General features: G+C 64.5%; 15 protein-coding genes. 11 read left to right on the top strand and 4 right to left on the bottom strand.

All coding sequences use genetic code 11. The features are described 5' to 3' along the window. Window positions 1-21 precede the first annotated feature (21 nt). From AB7532_RS25475 to AB7532_RS25445, 7 genes are all read left to right on the top strand, one after another. Entirely contained in the window at window positions 22-861 is an 840-nt protein-coding gene (locus AB7532_RS25475; protein ID WP_441237443.1) for a universal stress protein, read from the top strand. A gap of 70 nt (window positions 862-931) precedes the next feature. Continuing rightward, window positions 932-3,625: a bifunctional acetate--CoA ligase family protein/GNAT family N-acetyltransferase gene (locus AB7532_RS25470; protein WP_441237442.1), complete on the top strand. Its 2,694-nt coding sequence runs from the start codon at window positions 932-934 to the stop codon at window positions 3,623-3,625. A gap of 206 nt (window positions 3,626-3,831) precedes the next feature. Then, window positions 3,832-4,968, top strand: coding sequence for an ABC transporter permease (locus AB7532_RS25465; protein ID WP_441237441.1), 1,137 nt, complete (start codon window positions 3,832-3,834; stop codon window positions 4,966-4,968). Window positions 4,969-4,970: 2 nt separating this feature from the next. After that, a complete protein-coding gene (locus AB7532_RS25460) occupies window positions 4,971-5,738 on the top strand; it encodes an ABC transporter ATP-binding protein (protein WP_441237440.1) in 768 nt (255 codons plus the stop codon). A 3-nt stretch (window positions 5,739-5,741) separates the two neighbouring features. Next, a complete protein-coding gene (locus AB7532_RS25455) occupies window positions 5,742-6,845 on the top strand; it encodes an ABC-type transport auxiliary lipoprotein family protein (RefSeq protein ID WP_441237439.1) in 1,104 nt (367 codons plus the stop codon). Between the two features lie 128 nt (window positions 6,846-6,973). Then, window positions 6,974-7,687 (top strand): helix-turn-helix domain-containing protein, encoded by a 714-nt coding sequence (locus AB7532_RS25450; RefSeq protein WP_441237438.1) that lies wholly within the window; start codon window positions 6,974-6,976, stop codon window positions 7,685-7,687. Window positions 7,688-7,967: 280 nt separating this feature from the next. Then, window positions 7,968-8,693, top strand: a complete 726-nt coding sequence (locus AB7532_RS25445; protein ID WP_441237437.1) for a Crp/Fnr family transcriptional regulator — start codon at window positions 7,968-7,970, stop codon at window positions 8,691-8,693. A gap of 10 nt (window positions 8,694-8,703) precedes the next feature. Here the strand turns inward: AB7532_RS25445 and AB7532_RS25440 are convergent, their stop codons facing one another. Further along, window positions 8,704-9,480, bottom strand: a complete 777-nt coding sequence (locus AB7532_RS25440; protein ID WP_441237436.1) for a cyclase family protein — start codon at window positions 9,478-9,480, stop codon at window positions 8,704-8,706. Between the two features lie 587 nt (window positions 9,481-10,067). Between AB7532_RS25440 and AB7532_RS25435 the strand changes: the two genes are divergently transcribed. The 4 genes from AB7532_RS25435 (at window position 10,068) to AB7532_RS25420 (ending at window position 13,777) form a co-directional block, all read left to right on the top strand. Next, the gene (locus AB7532_RS25435) at window positions 10,068-11,039 is read left to right on the top strand and encodes a TRAP transporter substrate-binding protein (RefSeq protein WP_441237435.1); all 972 of its coding nucleotides are present in this window, start codon (window positions 10,068-10,070) and stop codon (window positions 11,037-11,039) included. A gap of 75 nt (window positions 11,040-11,114) precedes the next feature. After that, window positions 11,115-11,663, top strand: coding sequence for a TRAP transporter small permease (locus AB7532_RS25430; protein ID WP_441237434.1), 549 nt, complete (start codon window positions 11,115-11,117; stop codon window positions 11,661-11,663). Then, complete coding sequence (locus AB7532_RS25425; RefSeq protein ID WP_441237433.1) at window positions 11,654-12,946, top strand: TRAP transporter large permease; 1,293 nt, start codon at window positions 11,654-11,656, stop codon at window positions 12,944-12,946. Before AB7532_RS25430 ends, AB7532_RS25425 begins: the two co-directional genes overlap by 10 nt. Window positions 12,947-12,970: 24 nt before the next feature. Beyond that, window positions 12,971-13,777: an SDR family NAD(P)-dependent oxidoreductase gene (locus AB7532_RS25420; RefSeq protein ID WP_441237432.1), complete on the top strand. Its 807-nt coding sequence runs from the start codon at window positions 12,971-12,973 to the stop codon at window positions 13,775-13,777. Between the two features lie 15 nt (window positions 13,778-13,792). On the opposite strand, the gene AB7532_RS25415 is transcribed toward AB7532_RS25420, so the two are convergent. The 3 genes from AB7532_RS25415 to AB7532_RS25405 are packed head-to-tail and all read right to left on the bottom strand — an operon-like array spanning window position 13,793 to window position 17,081. After that, window positions 13,793-14,491, bottom strand: coding sequence for a molybdate ABC transporter substrate-binding protein (locus tag AB7532_RS25415; protein ID WP_441237431.1), 699 nt, complete (start codon window positions 14,489-14,491; stop codon window positions 13,793-13,795). Beyond that, entirely contained in the window at window positions 14,488-16,614 is a 2,127-nt protein-coding gene (locus AB7532_RS25410; protein ID WP_441237430.1) for a molybdopterin cofactor-binding domain-containing protein, read from the bottom strand. Before AB7532_RS25410 ends, AB7532_RS25415 begins: the two co-directional genes overlap by 4 nt. Continuing rightward, a complete protein-coding gene (locus tag AB7532_RS25405; protein WP_441237429.1) occupies window positions 16,611-17,081 on the bottom strand; it encodes a (2Fe-2S)-binding protein in 471 nt (156 codons plus the stop codon). The genes AB7532_RS25410 and AB7532_RS25405 overlap by 4 nt, the downstream gene beginning before the upstream one ends. Window positions 17,082-17,095 lie beyond the last annotated feature (14 nt).

Genomic DNA, 17,095 nt, shown 5'->3' with positions numbered 1-17,095 from the left:
TGACTGGTAAGGAGAATCCCGATGCCCATCAAGGACGTGTTTCTGCCGCTTGTCGGCCCGCCGCGCGAGCCTGCGCTTGCCGCGATCGAGAAATGCGTGACGGTCGCGGCCGATCTCGGCGCCAGGATCACGGCACTCGCGCTGGAGGACGATGTTTTCGTACGGCCGAAGGTTATTCTTCGGGGCGATCCGGATTCCGCGGAGACCAGCGGTGCGCGTGAGCCGGGCGACATGCAGCAACTCCTGAACGCTTTCACCCGTGCGGCGTCTCGCGCCAACATTCGTGCTCAAAGCCGATCGGGCAAAGCGCCGGCGGATCAGATCGCGTCGATCCTGGCCGAGCATGCGCGCTTTACTGATATCACCCTGTTCCCCGTCAAATCGCATGACAGCCGTACCGAGCACATCATCGAAACGCTCCTGTTCGAATCCGGCCGGCCGCTGCTGCTTTGCCCGGAACAGCACGTGGGTGAACCGCGTCCGGTATTCGAGAACGTCATGATTGCCTGGGATCACTCTGCCCGTGCAGCACGGGCGGTTGGCGATGCGATGCCCGTTCTTCAGGCCGCGGCATCCGTCCAGGTGGTCACGGTGGCGGACGAGAAGACCGACGCGATCACGCAATCGGGCATGAGTCTCGTCCATCACCTCAGGGAGCACGGGATCTACGCTTCGTTCGAGGCTGTGAAGGGTAACGGGAGCTCGATCGGCAAGGTGCTCGGCAGCTGGGCGACGTCCCATGCCATCGACGCGATCGTGATGGGCGCCTACCATCATTCGCGCCTGAACGAGATCGTCTGGGGCGGTGTGACAAAGACCGTCATTGGCGAGCCACCGTGTTGGGTTATGATCTCCCACTAGGCGCGTCGTCAGTTGTCCGGCTTGATCTCCAACCATCGGAACCCGGAACCGACCGGGCGCATTTGTTGTCATGTCCACCTATCGTCTGAAGAATTTGCTATCGCCGCGGTCGGTCGCGCTTGTCGGGGCCAGCGCACGTCCGGCCTCGGTCGGGCGTGCGGTGCTGGAGAATATCCGCAAGGCCGAATTCAAGGGGCAGTTCGGCCTCGTCAATCCGCGTCATGCCGAGATCGGCGGCATCGCCGCGGTGAAGAGCCTGGACAAGCTGCCTTTCGTTCCCGAACTCGTCGTCATCACGGCACCGGCACGAGAGGTTCCCGGGATCATCGATCAGGCCGGGCGTCGCGGCTCGGCGGGTGCGCTGATCGTTTCGGCCGGGCTTGGTCACGGGGCGGGATCGCTGCAAGAGGAAGCCATCGCCGCGGCCCGCAAATACGGCATGCGGCTGATTGGTCCGAACTGCCTCGGCATCATGATGCCCAGCGTCAGCCTCAATGCCAGTTTTGCCGCGCACATGCCGGGTGCGGGCAATCTCGCGCTGATCTCGCAATCGGGCGCAATCGCGGCCGGCATGGTGGATTGGGCCGCCCAGCGCGGCGTCGGCTTCTCCGGCATCGTCACGATCGGCGATCAGATCGACGTCGATATCGCCGACCTGCTCGATCATTTTGCGATGGATCACAAGACCCGCGCGATTCTGCTCTATATCGAAGCCATCAAGGACGCGCGCAAGTTCATGTCGGCGGCGCGGGCCGCGGCGCGCGTGAAGCCGGTCGTGGTGGTGAAGTCCGGCCGCATGGCACAGGGCGCGAAGGCCGCCGCCACGCACACCGGTGCGCTTGCCGGCGCCGACGCGGTCTATGACGCGGCATTCCGACGTGCGGGCGTTTTGCGCGTGTCTGATTTGCGCGAGCTGTTCGACTGCGCCGAGACCCTCGGCCGCGTCGAATCCCCGGCCGGAAAGCGCTTGGCCATTTTGACCAATGGCGGCGGCATCGGCGTCCTGGCCGTGGACCGGCTGGTCGAGCTCGACGGAATTCCCGCGACCATCTCGGCAGAGACGCGCAACAAGCTTGACGATGTGTTGCCGCCGACCTGGTCCGGCGCAAACCCTGTCGACATCGTCGGCGACGCCGACGCGGCCCGCTACGCGGCGGCGCTGGAGGTGCTGCTCGCCGATCCCGATAACGACGCCGTGCTGGTTCTCAATGTGCAGACGGCGACCGCTCCTGCTGCCGAGATCGCGGCAGCCGTAACGGATCGCGTCGGACAATATCGCAAGGAGCTGGGCCGTTGGGCAAAACCTGTGCTGGCCGCCTGGGTCGGAGCCGACCAGAGCGTCATTCAGGCACTATCCGGCGCCGGGATTCCAAACTACCCGACCGAAGGCGATGCGGTGCGCGGCTTCATGCATCTCGTCAGGCATCGCGAAGTGGTGGAGGAGCTGAGCCAGGTCCCGCCGGCGATGCCGGATACGTTCGTGCCCGACGCCCGCGCCGCCCGGCAGATTGTCACCAATGCGATCGCGGACGGTCGCAAATGGCTCGAACCTGTCGAGATCAAGCATCTGCTTGGGGCCTACGACATTGCCATGGTGCCGACCCAAGCGGCAACCGATGTCGAGCAGGCGGTCGCCTATGCGAGCGAGCTGCTCGCGCAGGGCGCGACCGTCGTGCTGAAGATCATGTCGCGCGATATCACGCACAAGTCGGACGTCGGCGGCGTCGTGCTCAACCTGACCACGCCGGAGGCCGTGCGCGCGGCTGCCACCGATATTCTCGCCCGGGCGAGGAAGCTCCGCCCCGAAGCGCGCATCGAGGGTGTCATCGTGCAGGCGATGGTCGTCAAGGCGAAGGCGCGCGAGCTGATCCTGGGTCTCGCAGACGATCCGACCTTCGGCACCGTCGTCGTCTTTGGTCGCGGCGGCACGGCGGTGGAGATCATCAATGACAAGGCGCTGGCGCTGCCGCCGCTCGACCTGCAGCTTGCCAGCGACCTGATTGATCGCACCCGCGTGTCACGGTTGCTGAAGGCGTATCGGGACGTGCCGGCGGTGAAGCCGGACGCCGTCGCGATGGTGTTGGTCAAGCTCGCCCAGATGGCGGCGGATATTCCCGAGATCCGCGAATTCGACATCAACCCGTTGCTCGCGGATGAGACCGGCGTGACCGCGGTCGATGCCCGTGTTGCGGTCGGCCCGCCGCAGCGAAAGTTCGCCGGCTCCGGTCCCGCCAATTTCGCGGTTCGCGCCTATCCCTCGCAATGGGAGCGCCGCCTGGCCCTCAAGGACGATTGGCGCATTTTCGTGCGGCCCCTGCGCCCCGAGGACGAGCCGACCATCCACGAATTCCTGCGCCATGTTACGCAGCACGATCTCCGCCTGCGCTTTTTTGCGCCGATGAAGGAGTTCACCCACGAGTTCATCGCACGCCTGACCCAGCTCGACTATGCCCGTGCGATGGCCTTCATCGCGTTCGACGAGGTCACCAACGAGATGGTCGGCGTTGTCAGGCTCCATTCGGACTCTGTCTACGAGAGCGGTGAGTATGCCATCCTGCTGCGATCGGACCTCAAGGGCAGGGGGCTGGGATGGACCCTGATGCAGTTGATCATCGACTATGCGCGCTCGGAAGGGCTGAAGACCATCTCGGGCGATGTTCTCCAGGAGAACACCGTGATGCTCGAGATGTGCCGTCAGCTTGGTTTTGATGTGAAGCCGGACCCGACCGAGCCTGACATCTGCGACGTCAGGCTCAAGCTCTGAGCGCACCGCCGACGCGTGTGCTTCGAACGAAGTTGCTGCCGCCTTGGTCGTTCTCAAGCTCTTGGGACTCGTCGGCGCGGCTACGCTTGATTTGCGTCAAGCCGCCGGGCGCTGTCCCGGTTTTGAGACAGGTCAAACCGGCCGCCACATGCTGGCCTAGAAATCCCGGCTGAATGGGGATGAATCGTCCCGATGAGGTGGAAAGCGTGAACTCCGAACCGCTGCTGCTGGCGACGCCCTCAGGCGATCTGCTGAAATTGCGCCCGGAAGGGCCGTGGACCGCCGCCAATGTGTCGGCGCTCGAAATGCTGTCCCGTTCGGTCGGGGCCGACGTCGATCGATCCAGAACCGTGACGCTCGACATGTCGGGGGTCAGCGCGCTCGATACGTTAGGTGCCTGGGTGCTGGAGAAGCTGTCGCGCCGGGCCGCATCGTCAGGCAGATCGACGGAGTTCGTTGGTGTCGCCGATCATTTCAGCGGCCTGATGGACGAGGTGCGTCAGGTCAACCGCCACACGCCGGCTCCTGTGCCCGCGCCAAACCCGGTTCTGCTCAGGCTCGGCGATCTCGGCAAGTCCACGGTCGGTGCGCGCGAGGACATCGCGACCTTTCTGCAAATGCTGGGCGCGTTGTTCGTGGCCGTGATCGGCGTATTGCGCCGGCCACGGTCGCTGCGGCTGACCTCGCTGGTCTATCAGCTCTACCGCATCGGCTGGCAGGCCATTCCCATCGTCGTGCTGATCACCTTCCTGATCGGCGCCATCATCGCCCAGCAGGGGTTTTTTCATTTCCGCAGGTTTGGTGCCGAATCCTACACGGTCGACATGGTCGGCATCCTCGTGCTGCGCGAGCTGGGTGTTCTGATCGTCGCCATCATGGTCGCCGGACGCTCGGGCAGCGCGTACACCGCCGAGCTCGGCTCGATGAAGATGCGCGAGGAGATCGACGCGCTCTCGACCATGGGGCTCGACCCCGTCCACGTCCTGATCCTGCCGCGCGTTGCGGCGCTGGTCATTGCGCTGCCGATCCTCGCCTTCATCGGATCGATTGCCGCGCTCTATGGTGGCGGCCTGGTCGCGCAATTCTATGGCGGCATGTCGCCGGCGATCTACATCGCGCGACTGCACGAGGCCATTTCCGTTACCCATTTCGAGGTCGGCATCCTGAAGGCGCCGTTCATGGCGCTGGTGATCGGGATCGTTGCCTGCAGCGAGGGCTTGCGTGTCAAAGGCAGCGCCGAGTCGCTCGGACGGCAGACCACGACGTCGGTGGTGAAGTCGATCTTCCTGGTGATCGTGCTCGATGGTCTGTTCGCGATCTTCTTCGCCTCGATCGGAATGTGACGATGGAGCAATTGCAGGAGGAGTTCGCGATCCGCGTCCGCGACCTCGTGGTCGGCTTCGGCCACCAGACCGTGCTCGATCATCTGTCGCTCGATGTCCGCCGGGGCGAAATCCTCGGACTGGTCGGCGCGTCCGGCGGCGGCAAGTCGGTGTTGATGCGGACCATCATCGGCCTCATCCCGCGCCAGGACGGCAGCATCGAAGTCATGGGACATCCGGTCGACGGCCGCAAGGAAGGCGCGGCCACGACATGGGGCATCCTGTTCCAGCAGGGCGCGCTGTTCTCCTCGCTGACGGTCCGCCAGAACGTCCAGTTTCCGCTGAGAGAAAATCTGGTGCTCTCGCAGGAGCTGATGGACGAGATCGCGATTGCCAAGCTCGAAATGGTGGGGCTGCGGGCACAGGACGCTGACAAATATCCGTCAGAGCTTTCCGGCGGCATGACCAAGCGCGTGGCGCTCGCCCGCGCGCTCGCGCTCGACCCGCCGATCCTGTTCCTGGACGAGCCGACCTCCGGCCTGGATCCGATCGCTGCCGGCGATTTCGACGCGCTGATCGGGACGCTGCAAAAGACTCTGGGCCTCACGGTGTTCATGGTGACCCATGATCTGGCGAGCCTCACCACGGTCTGTGACCGCGTAGCCGCGCTCGCCGACGGCAAGATCGTCGCGATCGGCCCGATGCGCGAACTGCTGCAATCCGAGCATCCCTGGGTGCGCGCCTACTTCCACGGCAAGCGCTCGCAGATGCTGCGACACGAGATGAGATGAGACATGGAAACCCGCGCTCCCTACGTGCTGATCGGCAGTTTCGTGCTGGCCGCGATCATCGCGGTCTTCGGCTTCGTCTATTGGTTGAACAACACCGGCGGCGTCGGGCCACGTACGAATTACCACGTGCAGTTTCAGGGACCGGTGCCGGGTCTTTTGGTCGGGGCCGGCGTGCTGTTCAACGGGATCCGGGTCGGTGAAGTTACCCAGCTTGGGCTCGCGCCGGACAATCCGCGCTTCGTCAATGCGACGATCTCGGTGGCCGCGACGACGCCGGTGCGCACCGACACCCGCGTCGGGCTCGATTTCCAGGGGCTGACCGGCGTGCCGGTGGTGACGCTGGAGGGTGGCATGATCGTTGCCAAGTCCGGTGAGGTTCTGACCCTGATCGCCGAGGCCGGCGCAGGCCAGAGCATGACGCAGGCCGCGCGCGACGCGCTGCGGCGCGTCGACACCGTGCTGGAGGACAATTCCGGGCCGCTGAAGGACACCATCGCCAATCTGAAGACGTTCTCCGACGGTCTGGCGCGCAATACCGGCAAGATCGACGGCATCCTGGCGGGTCTTGAGAAGATGACCGGCGGCGGGACGCCGGCGCAAAAGATCACTTACGACCTGCGCACACCGCAGAATCTCGGTCCCGCCGGCAAGACCCTCTCCGCGTCGCTCGCGATTCCTGAGCCGACTGCGGTTGCGATGCTCCAGACCCAGCGCATGCTGTTTTCGCCCGTTGGCGACAATCCGGGTTTTGCCGAATTCCTCTGGGCCGACAGCATTCCAAAGCTGTTGCAGGCGCGGCTGATCGACAGTTTTGAGAACTATGACATTGCCCACGCGCCCTTGCGCTCGGCCGACCTCGGGCAGGCCGACTACCAGCTCCTGATCGACGTCAGGCGCTTCCGGATCACCACCGAGGGCGAGACGCGGGTCGAGATCGGGCTGTCGGCGCGGATCGTCGACAAGAACGGCAAGGTGGTTGCTTCGCGCATCATTGAGGCCAGCGAGAAACTCGACAAGATCGAACCGGCCGCGGCTGTCGCGGCGTTCGACGCAGCCTTCGCCCGCCTTGCGAAGGAGCTGATCGGCTGGACGGTGCAGGCGGTGTGACGGCAGAACAAGGCGGCCATCTCCGCCAAAATTGATCTGGGTCAATCGGCTTTGGCGCAGTGCAGTAAAATGCAGCCGGCGCGGTGGACTCGGCCTGATGAGGAGGCGGCCGGCGCTTGGAGCGGTGGATGAAGGCTTCCGTGGTGACGATCGAGCCGAACGGGCATTTCTGTAGCGACTGTGCGGTCCGGAGCTTCGCAATGTGCTCGTCGCTGGACCCGGCCGAACTCAGGGAATTCGAGCATCTTGCGCGCCGCGTCCACCTTGATGGGGGCGCGACCGTGTTCTCCGAGGAGGACATCACGACGTCGTTCTACAATCTTCTCGACGGCGTTATGCGGCTCTACAAGCTGCTGCCAGACGGACGGCGGCAGATCGTGGGATTCGCGTTGCCGGGAGATTTCCTGGGGATGAATATTTCCGGCCGGCACAATTTCTCGGCCGATGCAATCGGCGGCGTCATCGTGTGCCAGTTCGCAAAAGTGCCCTTCGGCCGCTTCATCGAGGACCGGCCGCATCTGCTCAGGCGGATCAATGAGCTGGCGATTCGCGAGCTCAGCCAGGCCCGCGACCATATGGTCCTGCTCGGCCGCCGCTCGGCGGACGAGAAGGTCGCGACCTTTCTGCTCGGCTGGCGCGAGCGTCTGGTCTCGCTGAGGGGAGCGTCGGATACGGTTCCGCTGCCGATGAGCCGCCAGGACATCGCCGACTATCTGGGGCTGACCATCGAAACGGTCAGCCGCACCTTCACCAAGCTGGAGCGCCACGGGGTGATCGAGATCATTCACGGCGGCGTCAGTCTGCTCGATCCGGCCAGGGTCGAGGCCCTGGCCGCGGCCTGACGCCTGATCCCGAGGGAGCGCCCCAGCGGCCTTTCTGCGGAGCTTCCACGGCCGGCTCGCCATTGTTCAGCAGCGCCTCAACACAATGCGGTGTGCGATCGCTGCAACTCTGCATCGACTGGGGCGCAATGGCGCATCCTTCGGATGCCGGCCTCCTGCCTGACCCCGGCCATTTTCGCCGCATTTGCTTCAAACCATGCGCATGCTTTCCGGTTGAAAAGCCTGCTAACGTTGACTACGCAGGAACTTCAGTGCCTCGCAGTCTTAGGAGCCCAGCGGCGTGCCTCAGGACAAGACCGGCGACCCCCGACAAGCTGCGGGCAACAAATTATCGGTGCTGCGCAAGCACCCGATCTTTGCGGACCTAGAGCCGGACGCGCTCGACCAGCTCTGCCGCTATGCCAAGCATACCACGGTGAAGCGCGGTGCGACGATCGCCGCCAAGGGCGATCCCGGCAACAATCTGTTTGCGGTGATCACGGGAACAGTAAAAATCTCCTCTTCGTCGCCCGACGGCCGGAACGCCATTCTCAACTTGATCGGTCCGGGAGAAATCTTTGGCGAGATCGCGGTGCTCGACGGTGCGCCGCGCTCGGCCGATGCGACGGCCAACACCAATTGCGAGCTCTACATCATCGACCGCCGGGACTTCCTGCCGTTCGTGAAGAGCCAGCCGGCGCTGGCGATGAAGTTCATCGAGTTGCTCTGCGCGCGCCTGCGCTGGACCAGCCAGCAGGTCGAGCAGGTGATCCTGCAAAATCTGCCCGGCCGGCTCGCAAGCGCACTGCTCGGTCTCACCGAAGAGCGCAAGCTCGACTCCGGCAGCGGCACGCTCGCCATCACGCAGCAGGAGATCAGCGAGATGGTGGGCATGACGCGCGAGAGCATCAACAAGCAATTGCGCGCCTGGGCCGGACGCAGCTGGGTTCGCCTCGAGCACGGCGCCATCGTCGTGCTTGATACCGATGCGCTGCGCGAGCTCGCCGAGAGCGGCCTCGGCGAGTGAAGTCTCGCTGTTAATCGTCGATGATGGCGACCGCGCGCGTCCAGCCCGCGGACGCACGTTCGATCTTCACCGGGAAGCATGAGACCGTAAATCCGGTCGAAGGCAGCTTGTCGAGATTGTGCAATTTCTCGAGATGGCAATAGCCGATGTGGCGTCCCGCCTTGTGGCCTTCCCAGATCAGGCCGGCATTTTTCGTTTCAGCATATTTCTTCGCGGTGTACACGAACGGCGCGTCCCAGCTCCAGCCGTCGGTGCCGGTCAGCCGCACGCCGCGCTCGAGCAGATACATAGTGGCCTCGTAGCCCATGCCGCAACCGGAGTTGACGTAGTCGGTCTGGCCGAATTTGGCGCCGGCGCTGGTGTTGACGACGACGATCTCCAGCGGCGACAGCGTGTGCCCGATCCGCTTCAGCTCCGTCTCGACATCGGAGGCCGCCACCACGTAGCCGTCCGGCAGATGCCGGAAGTCGAGCTTCACGCCGGGTTGAAGGCACCATTCCAGCGGCACCTCGTCGATCGTCCATGACCGCTCGCCGCGGTTCATGGTCGGGTGGAAGTGCCAGGGTGCGTCCAGATGCGTGCCGTTGTGGGTCGACAGCGAGACCTGTTCGACGGCCCAGCCCTGGCCGTCCGGCAAGTCCTGCGCCTTGAGGCCGTCGAAAAATTGCAGCATGCGCGGCAGGCCCTGCTGGTGATCGATATACTGGATCGTCGGGTGATTGCCCGGCGGATCGGCTGTCACGTCGTTTCGGAGCGGCACGGAAATATCGATCAGCTTCCGCGGCATGGGCATTCCCTCGAGGTGGCGCATTCTATTTCAGCGCATCTTGAGGGGGCTGCGCAGACGACGTCAAGTCACGCGCCCGTGCGGCATATTTCGGTAAGTCGGAAATGAACGGCGATGGCCGCCTTGAGCCCCCGCTTGATTGATCGATGCAACTCCAGCATTGATCAATGCCGGATTTGGCTTGGACACAGAATGCCGCCCGCCCTAGGGACGACATGGGCGACATCGCGCTGATGCAGCGCGCATCGTACCGGGATGGGGTGACCATCTTACGCGAACCTGAAAGCCGCAACCAATAGCGGTCAAGCACAACACCAGAGGAACGTCCATGGATACGACGCGCATCGTAACCTCGCATCCGGCAGCGGCCGACTGCGAGGCGGGATTACCCGGAGCGGCCCACGCCGCTCTGGCGCCGCATCGATCTGCGCGCCGTCATCAGCCAGCCAAACCCACTCGACTCCGTCGCGCAATCCTACCAAGGTGGCGCGGTTGTGACGCTTGACTTCACAGCTGAAGTGGAGCGACCCAAGGCGACCGGCAGCACCTGCCCAACGACGACATAATCAACTCAGGAGGAAACCCAGATGAAGACACTGATCGGTATCATCGCAGCTGCTACGCTGGCGGTCTCTGCGCCCTTCGCGACCGCACGCGATTTCCGCTCCGCCGACATCCACCCAGCTGATTATCCGACCGTCGAGGCCGTCAAGTTCATGGGCAAGCAGCTCGCGACGGCGAGCGGCGGCAAGCTCGGCGTGAAGGTGTTTCCCAACGGCGCGCTCGGCTCCGAGAAGGACACGATCGAGCAGCTGAAGATCGGCGCGCTCGACATGATGCGGATCAACGCATCGCCGCTGAACAATTTCGTGCCCGAGACCATCGCGCTGTGCCTGCCCTTCGTGTTCCGCGACACCCAGCACATGCGCACGGTCCTTGACGGCCCGATCGGCGACGAGATCCTGGCAGCCATGGAGCCCGCAGGTCTGGTCGGCCTTGCCTATTACGACAGCGGCGCCCGGTCCATCTACACCGTGAAGGCCCCGGTCAAGTCGCTCGCCGACCTCAAGGGCCTCAAGATCCGCGTCCAGCAATCCGACCTGTGGGTCGGCATGATCCAGAGCCTCGGCGCCAACCCGACGCCGATGCCGTATGGCGAGGTCTACACCGCGCTCAAGACCGGCCTCGTGGACGCTGCCGAGAACAACTGGCCCTCCTATGAGTCCTCGCGTCACTTCGAGGCGGCCAAGTTCTACAACGTCACCGAGCACTCGCTGGCGCCCGAAGTTCTCGTGATGTCCAAGAAGGTCTGGGACACGCTGAGCAAGGAAGATCAGGCGATGGTCCGCAAGGCTGCCAAGGAATCCGTGCCTGTCATGCGCAAGCTCTGGGACGAGCGCGAGCAGGCCTCCCGCAAGACCGTCGAGGCGGCCGGCGTTCAGGTCGTCACGATCGCCAACAAGGCGGAGTTCGTCAACGCGATGAAGCCGGTCTACGACAAGTTCGCCGGTGACGAGAAGCTGAAGGGCCTCGTCAAGCGTATCCAGGACACGAAGTAAGACCATAAGCGTCGGGCCCGGCGTCGCAGCGAGGCGGCACCGGACCCCCGCAAGGAGACGGCCAAGGAGACCTGGATGACAGACCCACATGTCGCAAGCCACGAGCAGGAGATTGCCGGACGTCCGTCGACCAACCTGCTGTCGCGGACTAATGCCGTCGTCGCTCGCCTGGGCATGTATCTGTCGGTGACCGGCCTGCTCGTCATCGTCACCATCGTGTTCTACCAGGTGTTCGGGCGTTACGTGCTCAACTCCAGTCCGACCTGGACGGAGAACCTTGCGCTGGTCCTGATTCTCTATGTCACGCTGATCGGTGCCGCCGTCGGCGTGCGCGATGCCGGGCATATCGGCATGGACAGTCTGCTGGTCATGCTGCCTGATCACTTGCGCGAGAAGATCGAACTCGTGATCCACGTTCTGGTGGCGATTTTCGGCGTTGCGATGGTCTACAACGGCTGGATCCTCGGCGCGTCGGTCGGGACCGTGCATATCCCCAATCTCGGCCTGCCCGAGGTCATCCGCTACGTGCCGCTGATCGCCTCCGGCGCCCTGATTGTCTCTTTCTCAATCGAACACATCATTGCTCTCCTGCGCGGCGAAGAGGTCGTCCCCTCATGGAACTGATCATCCTCGGCGCCACGTTCTTCGGCTTTCTGGTCCTTGGCGTCCCCGTCGCCTTCGCGATCGGCCTCTCGGCGATCTGCACGATCCTCTACGAAGGCCTGCCGGTCGCCGTCATCTTCCAGCAAATGATGTCGGGGATGAACATCTTTTCGTTCCTCGCGATCCCCTTCTTTGTCTTCAGCGGTGAGCTGATGCTGCATGGCGGCGTCGCCGACAAGATCGTGCAGCTTGCGAAGAACCTCGTCGGACACATCCGCGGCGGGCTCGGCATGTCGAACGTGGTGGCCTGCACGCTGTTCGGCGGCGTGTCCGGCTCGCCGGTCGCAGACGTGTCGGCCATGGGCGCGGTGATGATCCCGATGATGAAGAAGGAAGGGTTTGACACCGACTACGCCGTCAACGTCACCACCCACGCTTCGCTGGTCGGGGCGCTGATGCCGACCAGCCACAACATGATCATCTATGCGCTTGCCGCCGGCGGCAAGGTCTCGATCGGTGCGCTGATCGCCGCGGGCCTCCTGCCGGCGCTGGTGTTGATGGTGTGCATGCTGGCCGCAGCTTACGCGGTCGCGGTGAAGCGCGGCTATCCGGCCGGCAAGTTTCCCGGCTGGGCCGAGGTGTTCCGTTCGTTCGCGGCCGCTTTGCCGGGCCTTCTGATCGTCGGCATCATCCTGGCTGGCATCCTGTCCGGGGTCTTCACCGCAACTGAATCCGCAGCCGTCGCGGTCACCTACACGATCCTGCTGACGTTCTTCATCTACCGCACCATGACCTTGCCGAACTTCCTGCGGGCTGCGGCGAAGGCGGTGAAGACGACGGGCGTGGTGCTGCTGCTGATCGGCGTCTCCACCATGTTCCAGTATCTGATGGGACTCTACGAGGTTGCCGACTTCGCCGGCGACGTCATGAGCAAGGTCTCGTCGCAACCCTGGGTGATCTTCCTGCTGATCAACATCATCCTGTTCGTGCTCGGCACGTTCATGGACATGGCGGCGACGATCCTGATCTGCACGCCGATCTTCCTGCCGATCGCGATGAAGGCGGGTATGGATCCGGTGCAGTTCGGCATGCTGATGCTGATCAACTGTGCGCTGGGGCTGAATACCCCGCCGGTTGGAACCACGCAGTTCGTCGGCTGCGCCATCGGCGGCATCTCGGTGGGCGCGGTGATGCGCACCATCCTGCCGTTCTATGCCGCGCTGATCGCAGCTCTGATGTTCGTGACCTACGTCCCCGCATTCTCGCTGTGGCTGCCCCGCCTGTTGATGGGCTACAAGGGATAGCAGCAACACAGGGAGAATCCGTTCGTGACTGACTATCGCAAGCTCTTCGATCTCACCGGCAAGACGGCCGTGGTGCTCGGCGCCGCTTCGGGCATCGGCAAATCGTCGGCCGAGGCGCTGGCCGGGTTAGGGGCCCGGGTCGTCTGCGCCGATCGCGCGCTTGACGCAGCGGAGGCCGCCGCCGCCGGCATTCGCGACAAGGGCGGCTGGGCGGAAGCTGCCGCTTGCGATGCTGCGAGCGCTGCGGACGTCAACGCGCTGGCCAAGTTCGTGATGCAGAAATTCGCGCGGCTGGACATCGCCGTGACGACGCCCGGCCTCAACATCCGCAAGACCATCCTCGACTACACCGAGGAGGATCTCGACCGCGTCCTGAACCTCAACGTCAAGGGCACGGTCTGGTTCTTCCAGGCCTTCGGCCGGATCATGGTCGAACAGAAGGGCGGCAGCATCATCGCCTGCTCCTCGGTGCGCGCGGTGACCATCGAGCCGGGCCTCGGCGTCTACGGTTCGACCAAGGCGGCGATCGGCCTCCTCGTGAAGGGTTTTGCCTCCGAGGTTGGCCACGCGGGCGTACGCGTCAACGCGATCGCGCCGAGCATCGCCGAGACCGCGTTGACCGGCCCGTTCAAGCAGCGGCCGGACATCTACAACCTCTATGCCGGCCACACCGTGTTCAACCGCTGGAGCAGTGCCGACGAGGTTGCGACCGCGGTGGCCTATCTCGCCTCGGACGCCGCAAGCTATGTCAGCGGCAGCACGCTGTTCGTCGATGGCGGCTGGACGGCCGTCGACGGGCCGCCGACCGGTCTCACCCAGCTGCACAAATAGGTCGGCCAGCCGCGCCTAGCCGGCAAAACCCACGCGCTGGCGCAGCTCCCTTTGGTCTGCGCCAGTCAGCAGCGCGACCAGCGCGGCCGCCTCATTCGGATGCGCGGCCCGCGCGGTCACGCCGGCCGTGTACATCGTCACGAGCTCGCATCCGGGCGGCAGCGACCCTGACAGCGCGATGCCCTCGGTTGCGATGATCTCGGTCGCCTGGGTGCAGCCGATGGGATTCGTGGCGGTGGACGCCGCAAGCTCGCGCATTGCGGTCGCGCCGTTTGGAAAGATCTTGAGGCGCGAGGTGACCTCATAGGCGATGCCGAGTTGATCCAGTACCTTTGCGAAATGTTGTCCAGCAGTCGAGGCCTTCACATCCGGGACGTAGATCGCGCTGGCGGACCGCAGCACCTCGCGCAAATCGGCTTCGGTCTTCACCGTCACCCTGGGATCGCGATTGCGGACCGCCAGCGCGGTCTCGACCCGGCCGACATCCGCGATCGAGGCGGGGACGACGAGTTGCTTCTCGGAAAGCTTTGCAAGCAGGGTCTGCGTCAGGATGACGAGATCGGCCGGCGCGCCCGCACGCAGCTTGTCGGCCATCACACCGACCGCACCGAATTCGCCATCGATGCCGAATCCGGTTTGCGCCTTGAAGGCATCGGCGAGCCCGCGCACCAGGCCTTGCGCTGCACCGCCGCTCAAAATGGTCACTGTCGTCACGATGCGAGCTCCATGGCTGCGATGATCTTGTCGCGGGTAATCGGCAGGTCGCGCACGCGTACGCCGAGGCAATCATGGACTGCATTGGCGATCGCCGCCGTCACGGGGCCGTGTGCGGCCTCGCCTGCGCCGACCGGCTCGATCTCCGGCCGCTGGATGATTTCGACATCTACCCGCGGCACCTCGCTGAATGTCAGGATCGGATAATCCGCCCATGACGTCGATGTGATGCGTGTCCGGTCGAAGCGGACGCGTTCCTTCAGCGCCCAGCTCGTGGCCTGGATCGCGCCGCCCTCGATCTGGTTGATGATGCCGTCCGGATTGATGATCTCGCCGACATCGACCGCCAGCGTCAATCGCCTGACGCGGATATCATCTGTGCCTTCGATCTCTGCAATCGCGGCGCAGTAGGCTCCGGTGCCCTTGTAGCGAGCGAAGCCGACGCCGTGACCGATGCCGGCCCGCTTCGGTGGCTTCCATTGCGCGCGTCGTGCGGCGGCACGAATGACGTCCTTCGCGCGTTCATCGCTCAAGTGCCGCAAACGGAATGCGATCGGGTCTTCGCCGCGCAGTGTGGCGATCTCGTCGAGCAGGGATTCGATGGCGAACACATTGCCTTGCGCGCCCAGGGTCCGCAGCGCCGAGGTGCGCACTGGCATCGTCAGCAGCCGATGGCTTGTGATGGTCCAGGCCGGGAGGTCATAGAGCGGAACGGAGTTGCGGTCGCCACCGCCGCCATTCGCGGCGGGCGGGTTCGTCGAGATCATGCGAGGGTAGGGATTTGCGATCTCGGTTGCCGCAAGCAGCGCCGGCTGGGCCGCGCGCCCCGGCCGCGCCGCGTGGCCGTTGCTCCAGATCGCATGGCGCCAGCCGACGATCTCGTTATCCGCGTCGAGATCGGCCTCGATCTCGACGGCCATCGCCGCGCCGAACGGCGCGTGGAACATCTCGTCGTGACGCGACCATTGCACCCGCACCGGCTGGCCGCGAGCGGCCTTCGCCAGCAGCACGGCATCGAGCGCGACGTCGTCGGCGGCGTTATGCCCGTAGCAGCCGGCGCCCTCCATGTGTTCGACGACGATGTTTTCTGCCGGCAGCTTGAGCACGATCGCGAGATCGGCGCGCAGCAAATAAACGCCCTGGCTGTGCGTCCAGACGTGAACGCGATCGCCGTCCCATCGCGCCAAGGCGCAGGATGGCGCGATGGAGGCATGTGCGATGTAGGGGCGGATGTATTGCCGGCGGCAACTGCGTGCAGCCTTTTTCGTCGTTGCTGCGGTTCTCGTGTCGATGACAGTCGTTTCGACGGGTTGGCTCTTCAAAAATCCGGCGAGTTCATCCTCATCGGGCAGTGGTTCGCCGGCAGACCATGTCGCGCCCTTGCGCAAGGCTTTCAGCGCGGCTTCTGCAGCGGCCTCGCTGTCGGCGACAACGCCGGCAAAGTCGCCGTCGCGGACGATGGCGACGAGGCCGGAGGCGGCTCGCGCAGCCGTCTCGTCGAGTGCGATCAATTTGGCACCCGGGATGTCCGGCCGCAGCACACGCCCGTGCAAGAGGTCGGGCAGCGCAAGGTCGTGGATGAAGCGCGGCCGTGCGAACACCTTGTCGGGAATATCGACGCGCTGGACCGAACGTCCGGCGAGGGCGCGTGTCGCTGCTGGCTTGGCCACGGCGCCCGTGCTGACGTCGTGGTCGAGCGAGACCTCGCCGGCGAGTTCCCAATAGCTGGTCCTGACGTTGCCCGGGCCCGAGATCGTGCCGTCCTCGATAGCGAGCAGCGAAGCGTCGACGCCGAGACGTTCCGAGGCTGCGTTGAGGAAGCCTTGGCGAACGTCGGCGCAGACATGGCGTAGCGCGCGGCCGGACTGCTGCACCGAAAGGCTGCCCGATGTAACGCCCTCGTTCGGGCTGATCGCCGTCGAGGCGCGGATCATTTCGACGCGGCCAATATCCACATCAAGCTCGTCCGCCGCGATCTGGGCCAGCGCCGTGACGATGCCCTGGCCGATCTCGACCTTGCCAGGCGAGATCGTCACACGGCCTTCGCCGGTGAATTTGACCCAGGACGACAATCTTGGATTGGCGACCAGACTGACCGGGAGTTTCGGAGCAGGGGACGTCATCGGCTGGCCATCTCCGAGGCCGCCCGCAGCACAGCGCGGACGATGCGGTTATGCGATCCGCAGCGGCACAGGTTGCGATCCAGCGCCGCTTTCACCTCCGCTTCCGTCGGCGACGGGTTGCGCTTCAGCAGCGCCGCCGCGCTGATCAGGATTCCCGAGACGCAGTAGCCGCATTGCATCGCCTGTTCGGCGATGAAGGCGCGTTGCAGCGGATGCGGATGCTCCACTGTCCCGAGGCCTTCGACCGTGACGACGTCCTGGTCCGCGACCGACCACATCGGCATGTCGCAGGAGGCCATGGCGCGGCCGCCGACCATGACGTGACAGGCGCCGCATTCACCGGCGCCGCAGCCGAAATGCGAACCGGTGACGCCGAGCCGGCCGCGCAGCACGTCGAGCAGCGTCTGATCCGGGGCGACATCAACGGCCGTCGACGTGCCGTTGAGCTGGAATTGAATGACGGCCATTCGGTTTGCGGCCC

Origin of the sequence: Bradyrhizobium sp. 930_D9_N1_4 (assembly GCF_052076015.1) — a bacterium.
Lineage (GTDB): Bacteria > Pseudomonadota > Alphaproteobacteria > Rhizobiales > Xanthobacteraceae > Bradyrhizobium.
This window is presented reverse-complemented; position numbering and strand designations above follow the sequence as displayed.

Coding starts and splice junctions, on each gene's coding strand:
- AB7532_RS25475 (WP_441237443.1), top strand. CDS start 22: ATGCCCATCAAGGACGTGTTTCTGCCGCTTGTCGGCCCGCCGCGCGAG.
- AB7532_RS25470 (WP_441237442.1), top strand. CDS start 932: ATGTCCACCTATCGTCTGAAGAATTTGCTATCGCCGCGGTCGGTCGCG.
- AB7532_RS25460 (WP_441237440.1), top strand. CDS start 4,971: ATGGAGCAATTGCAGGAGGAGTTCGCGATCCGCGTCCGCGACCTCGTG.
- AB7532_RS25455 (WP_441237439.1), top strand. CDS start 5,742: ATGGAAACCCGCGCTCCCTACGTGCTGATCGGCAGTTTCGTGCTGGCC.
- AB7532_RS25450 (WP_441237438.1), top strand. CDS start 6,974: ATGAAGGCTTCCGTGGTGACGATCGAGCCGAACGGGCATTTCTGTAGC.
- AB7532_RS25440 (WP_441237436.1), bottom strand. CDS start 9,480: ATGCCGCGGAAGCTGATCGATATTTCCGTGCCGCTCCGAAACGACGTG.
- AB7532_RS25435 (WP_441237435.1), top strand. CDS start 10,068: ATGAAGACACTGATCGGTATCATCGCAGCTGCTACGCTGGCGGTCTCT.
- AB7532_RS25430 (WP_441237434.1), top strand. CDS start 11,115: ATGACAGACCCACATGTCGCAAGCCACGAGCAGGAGATTGCCGGACGT.
- AB7532_RS25425 (WP_441237433.1), top strand. CDS start 11,654: ATGGAACTGATCATCCTCGGCGCCACGTTCTTCGGCTTTCTGGTCCTT.
- AB7532_RS25410 (WP_441237430.1), bottom strand. CDS start 16,614: ATGACGTCCCCTGCTCCGAAACTCCCGGTCAGTCTGGTCGCCAATCCA.
- AB7532_RS25405 (WP_441237429.1), bottom strand. CDS start 17,081: ATGGCCGTCATTCAATTCCAGCTCAACGGCACGTCGACGGCCGTTGAT.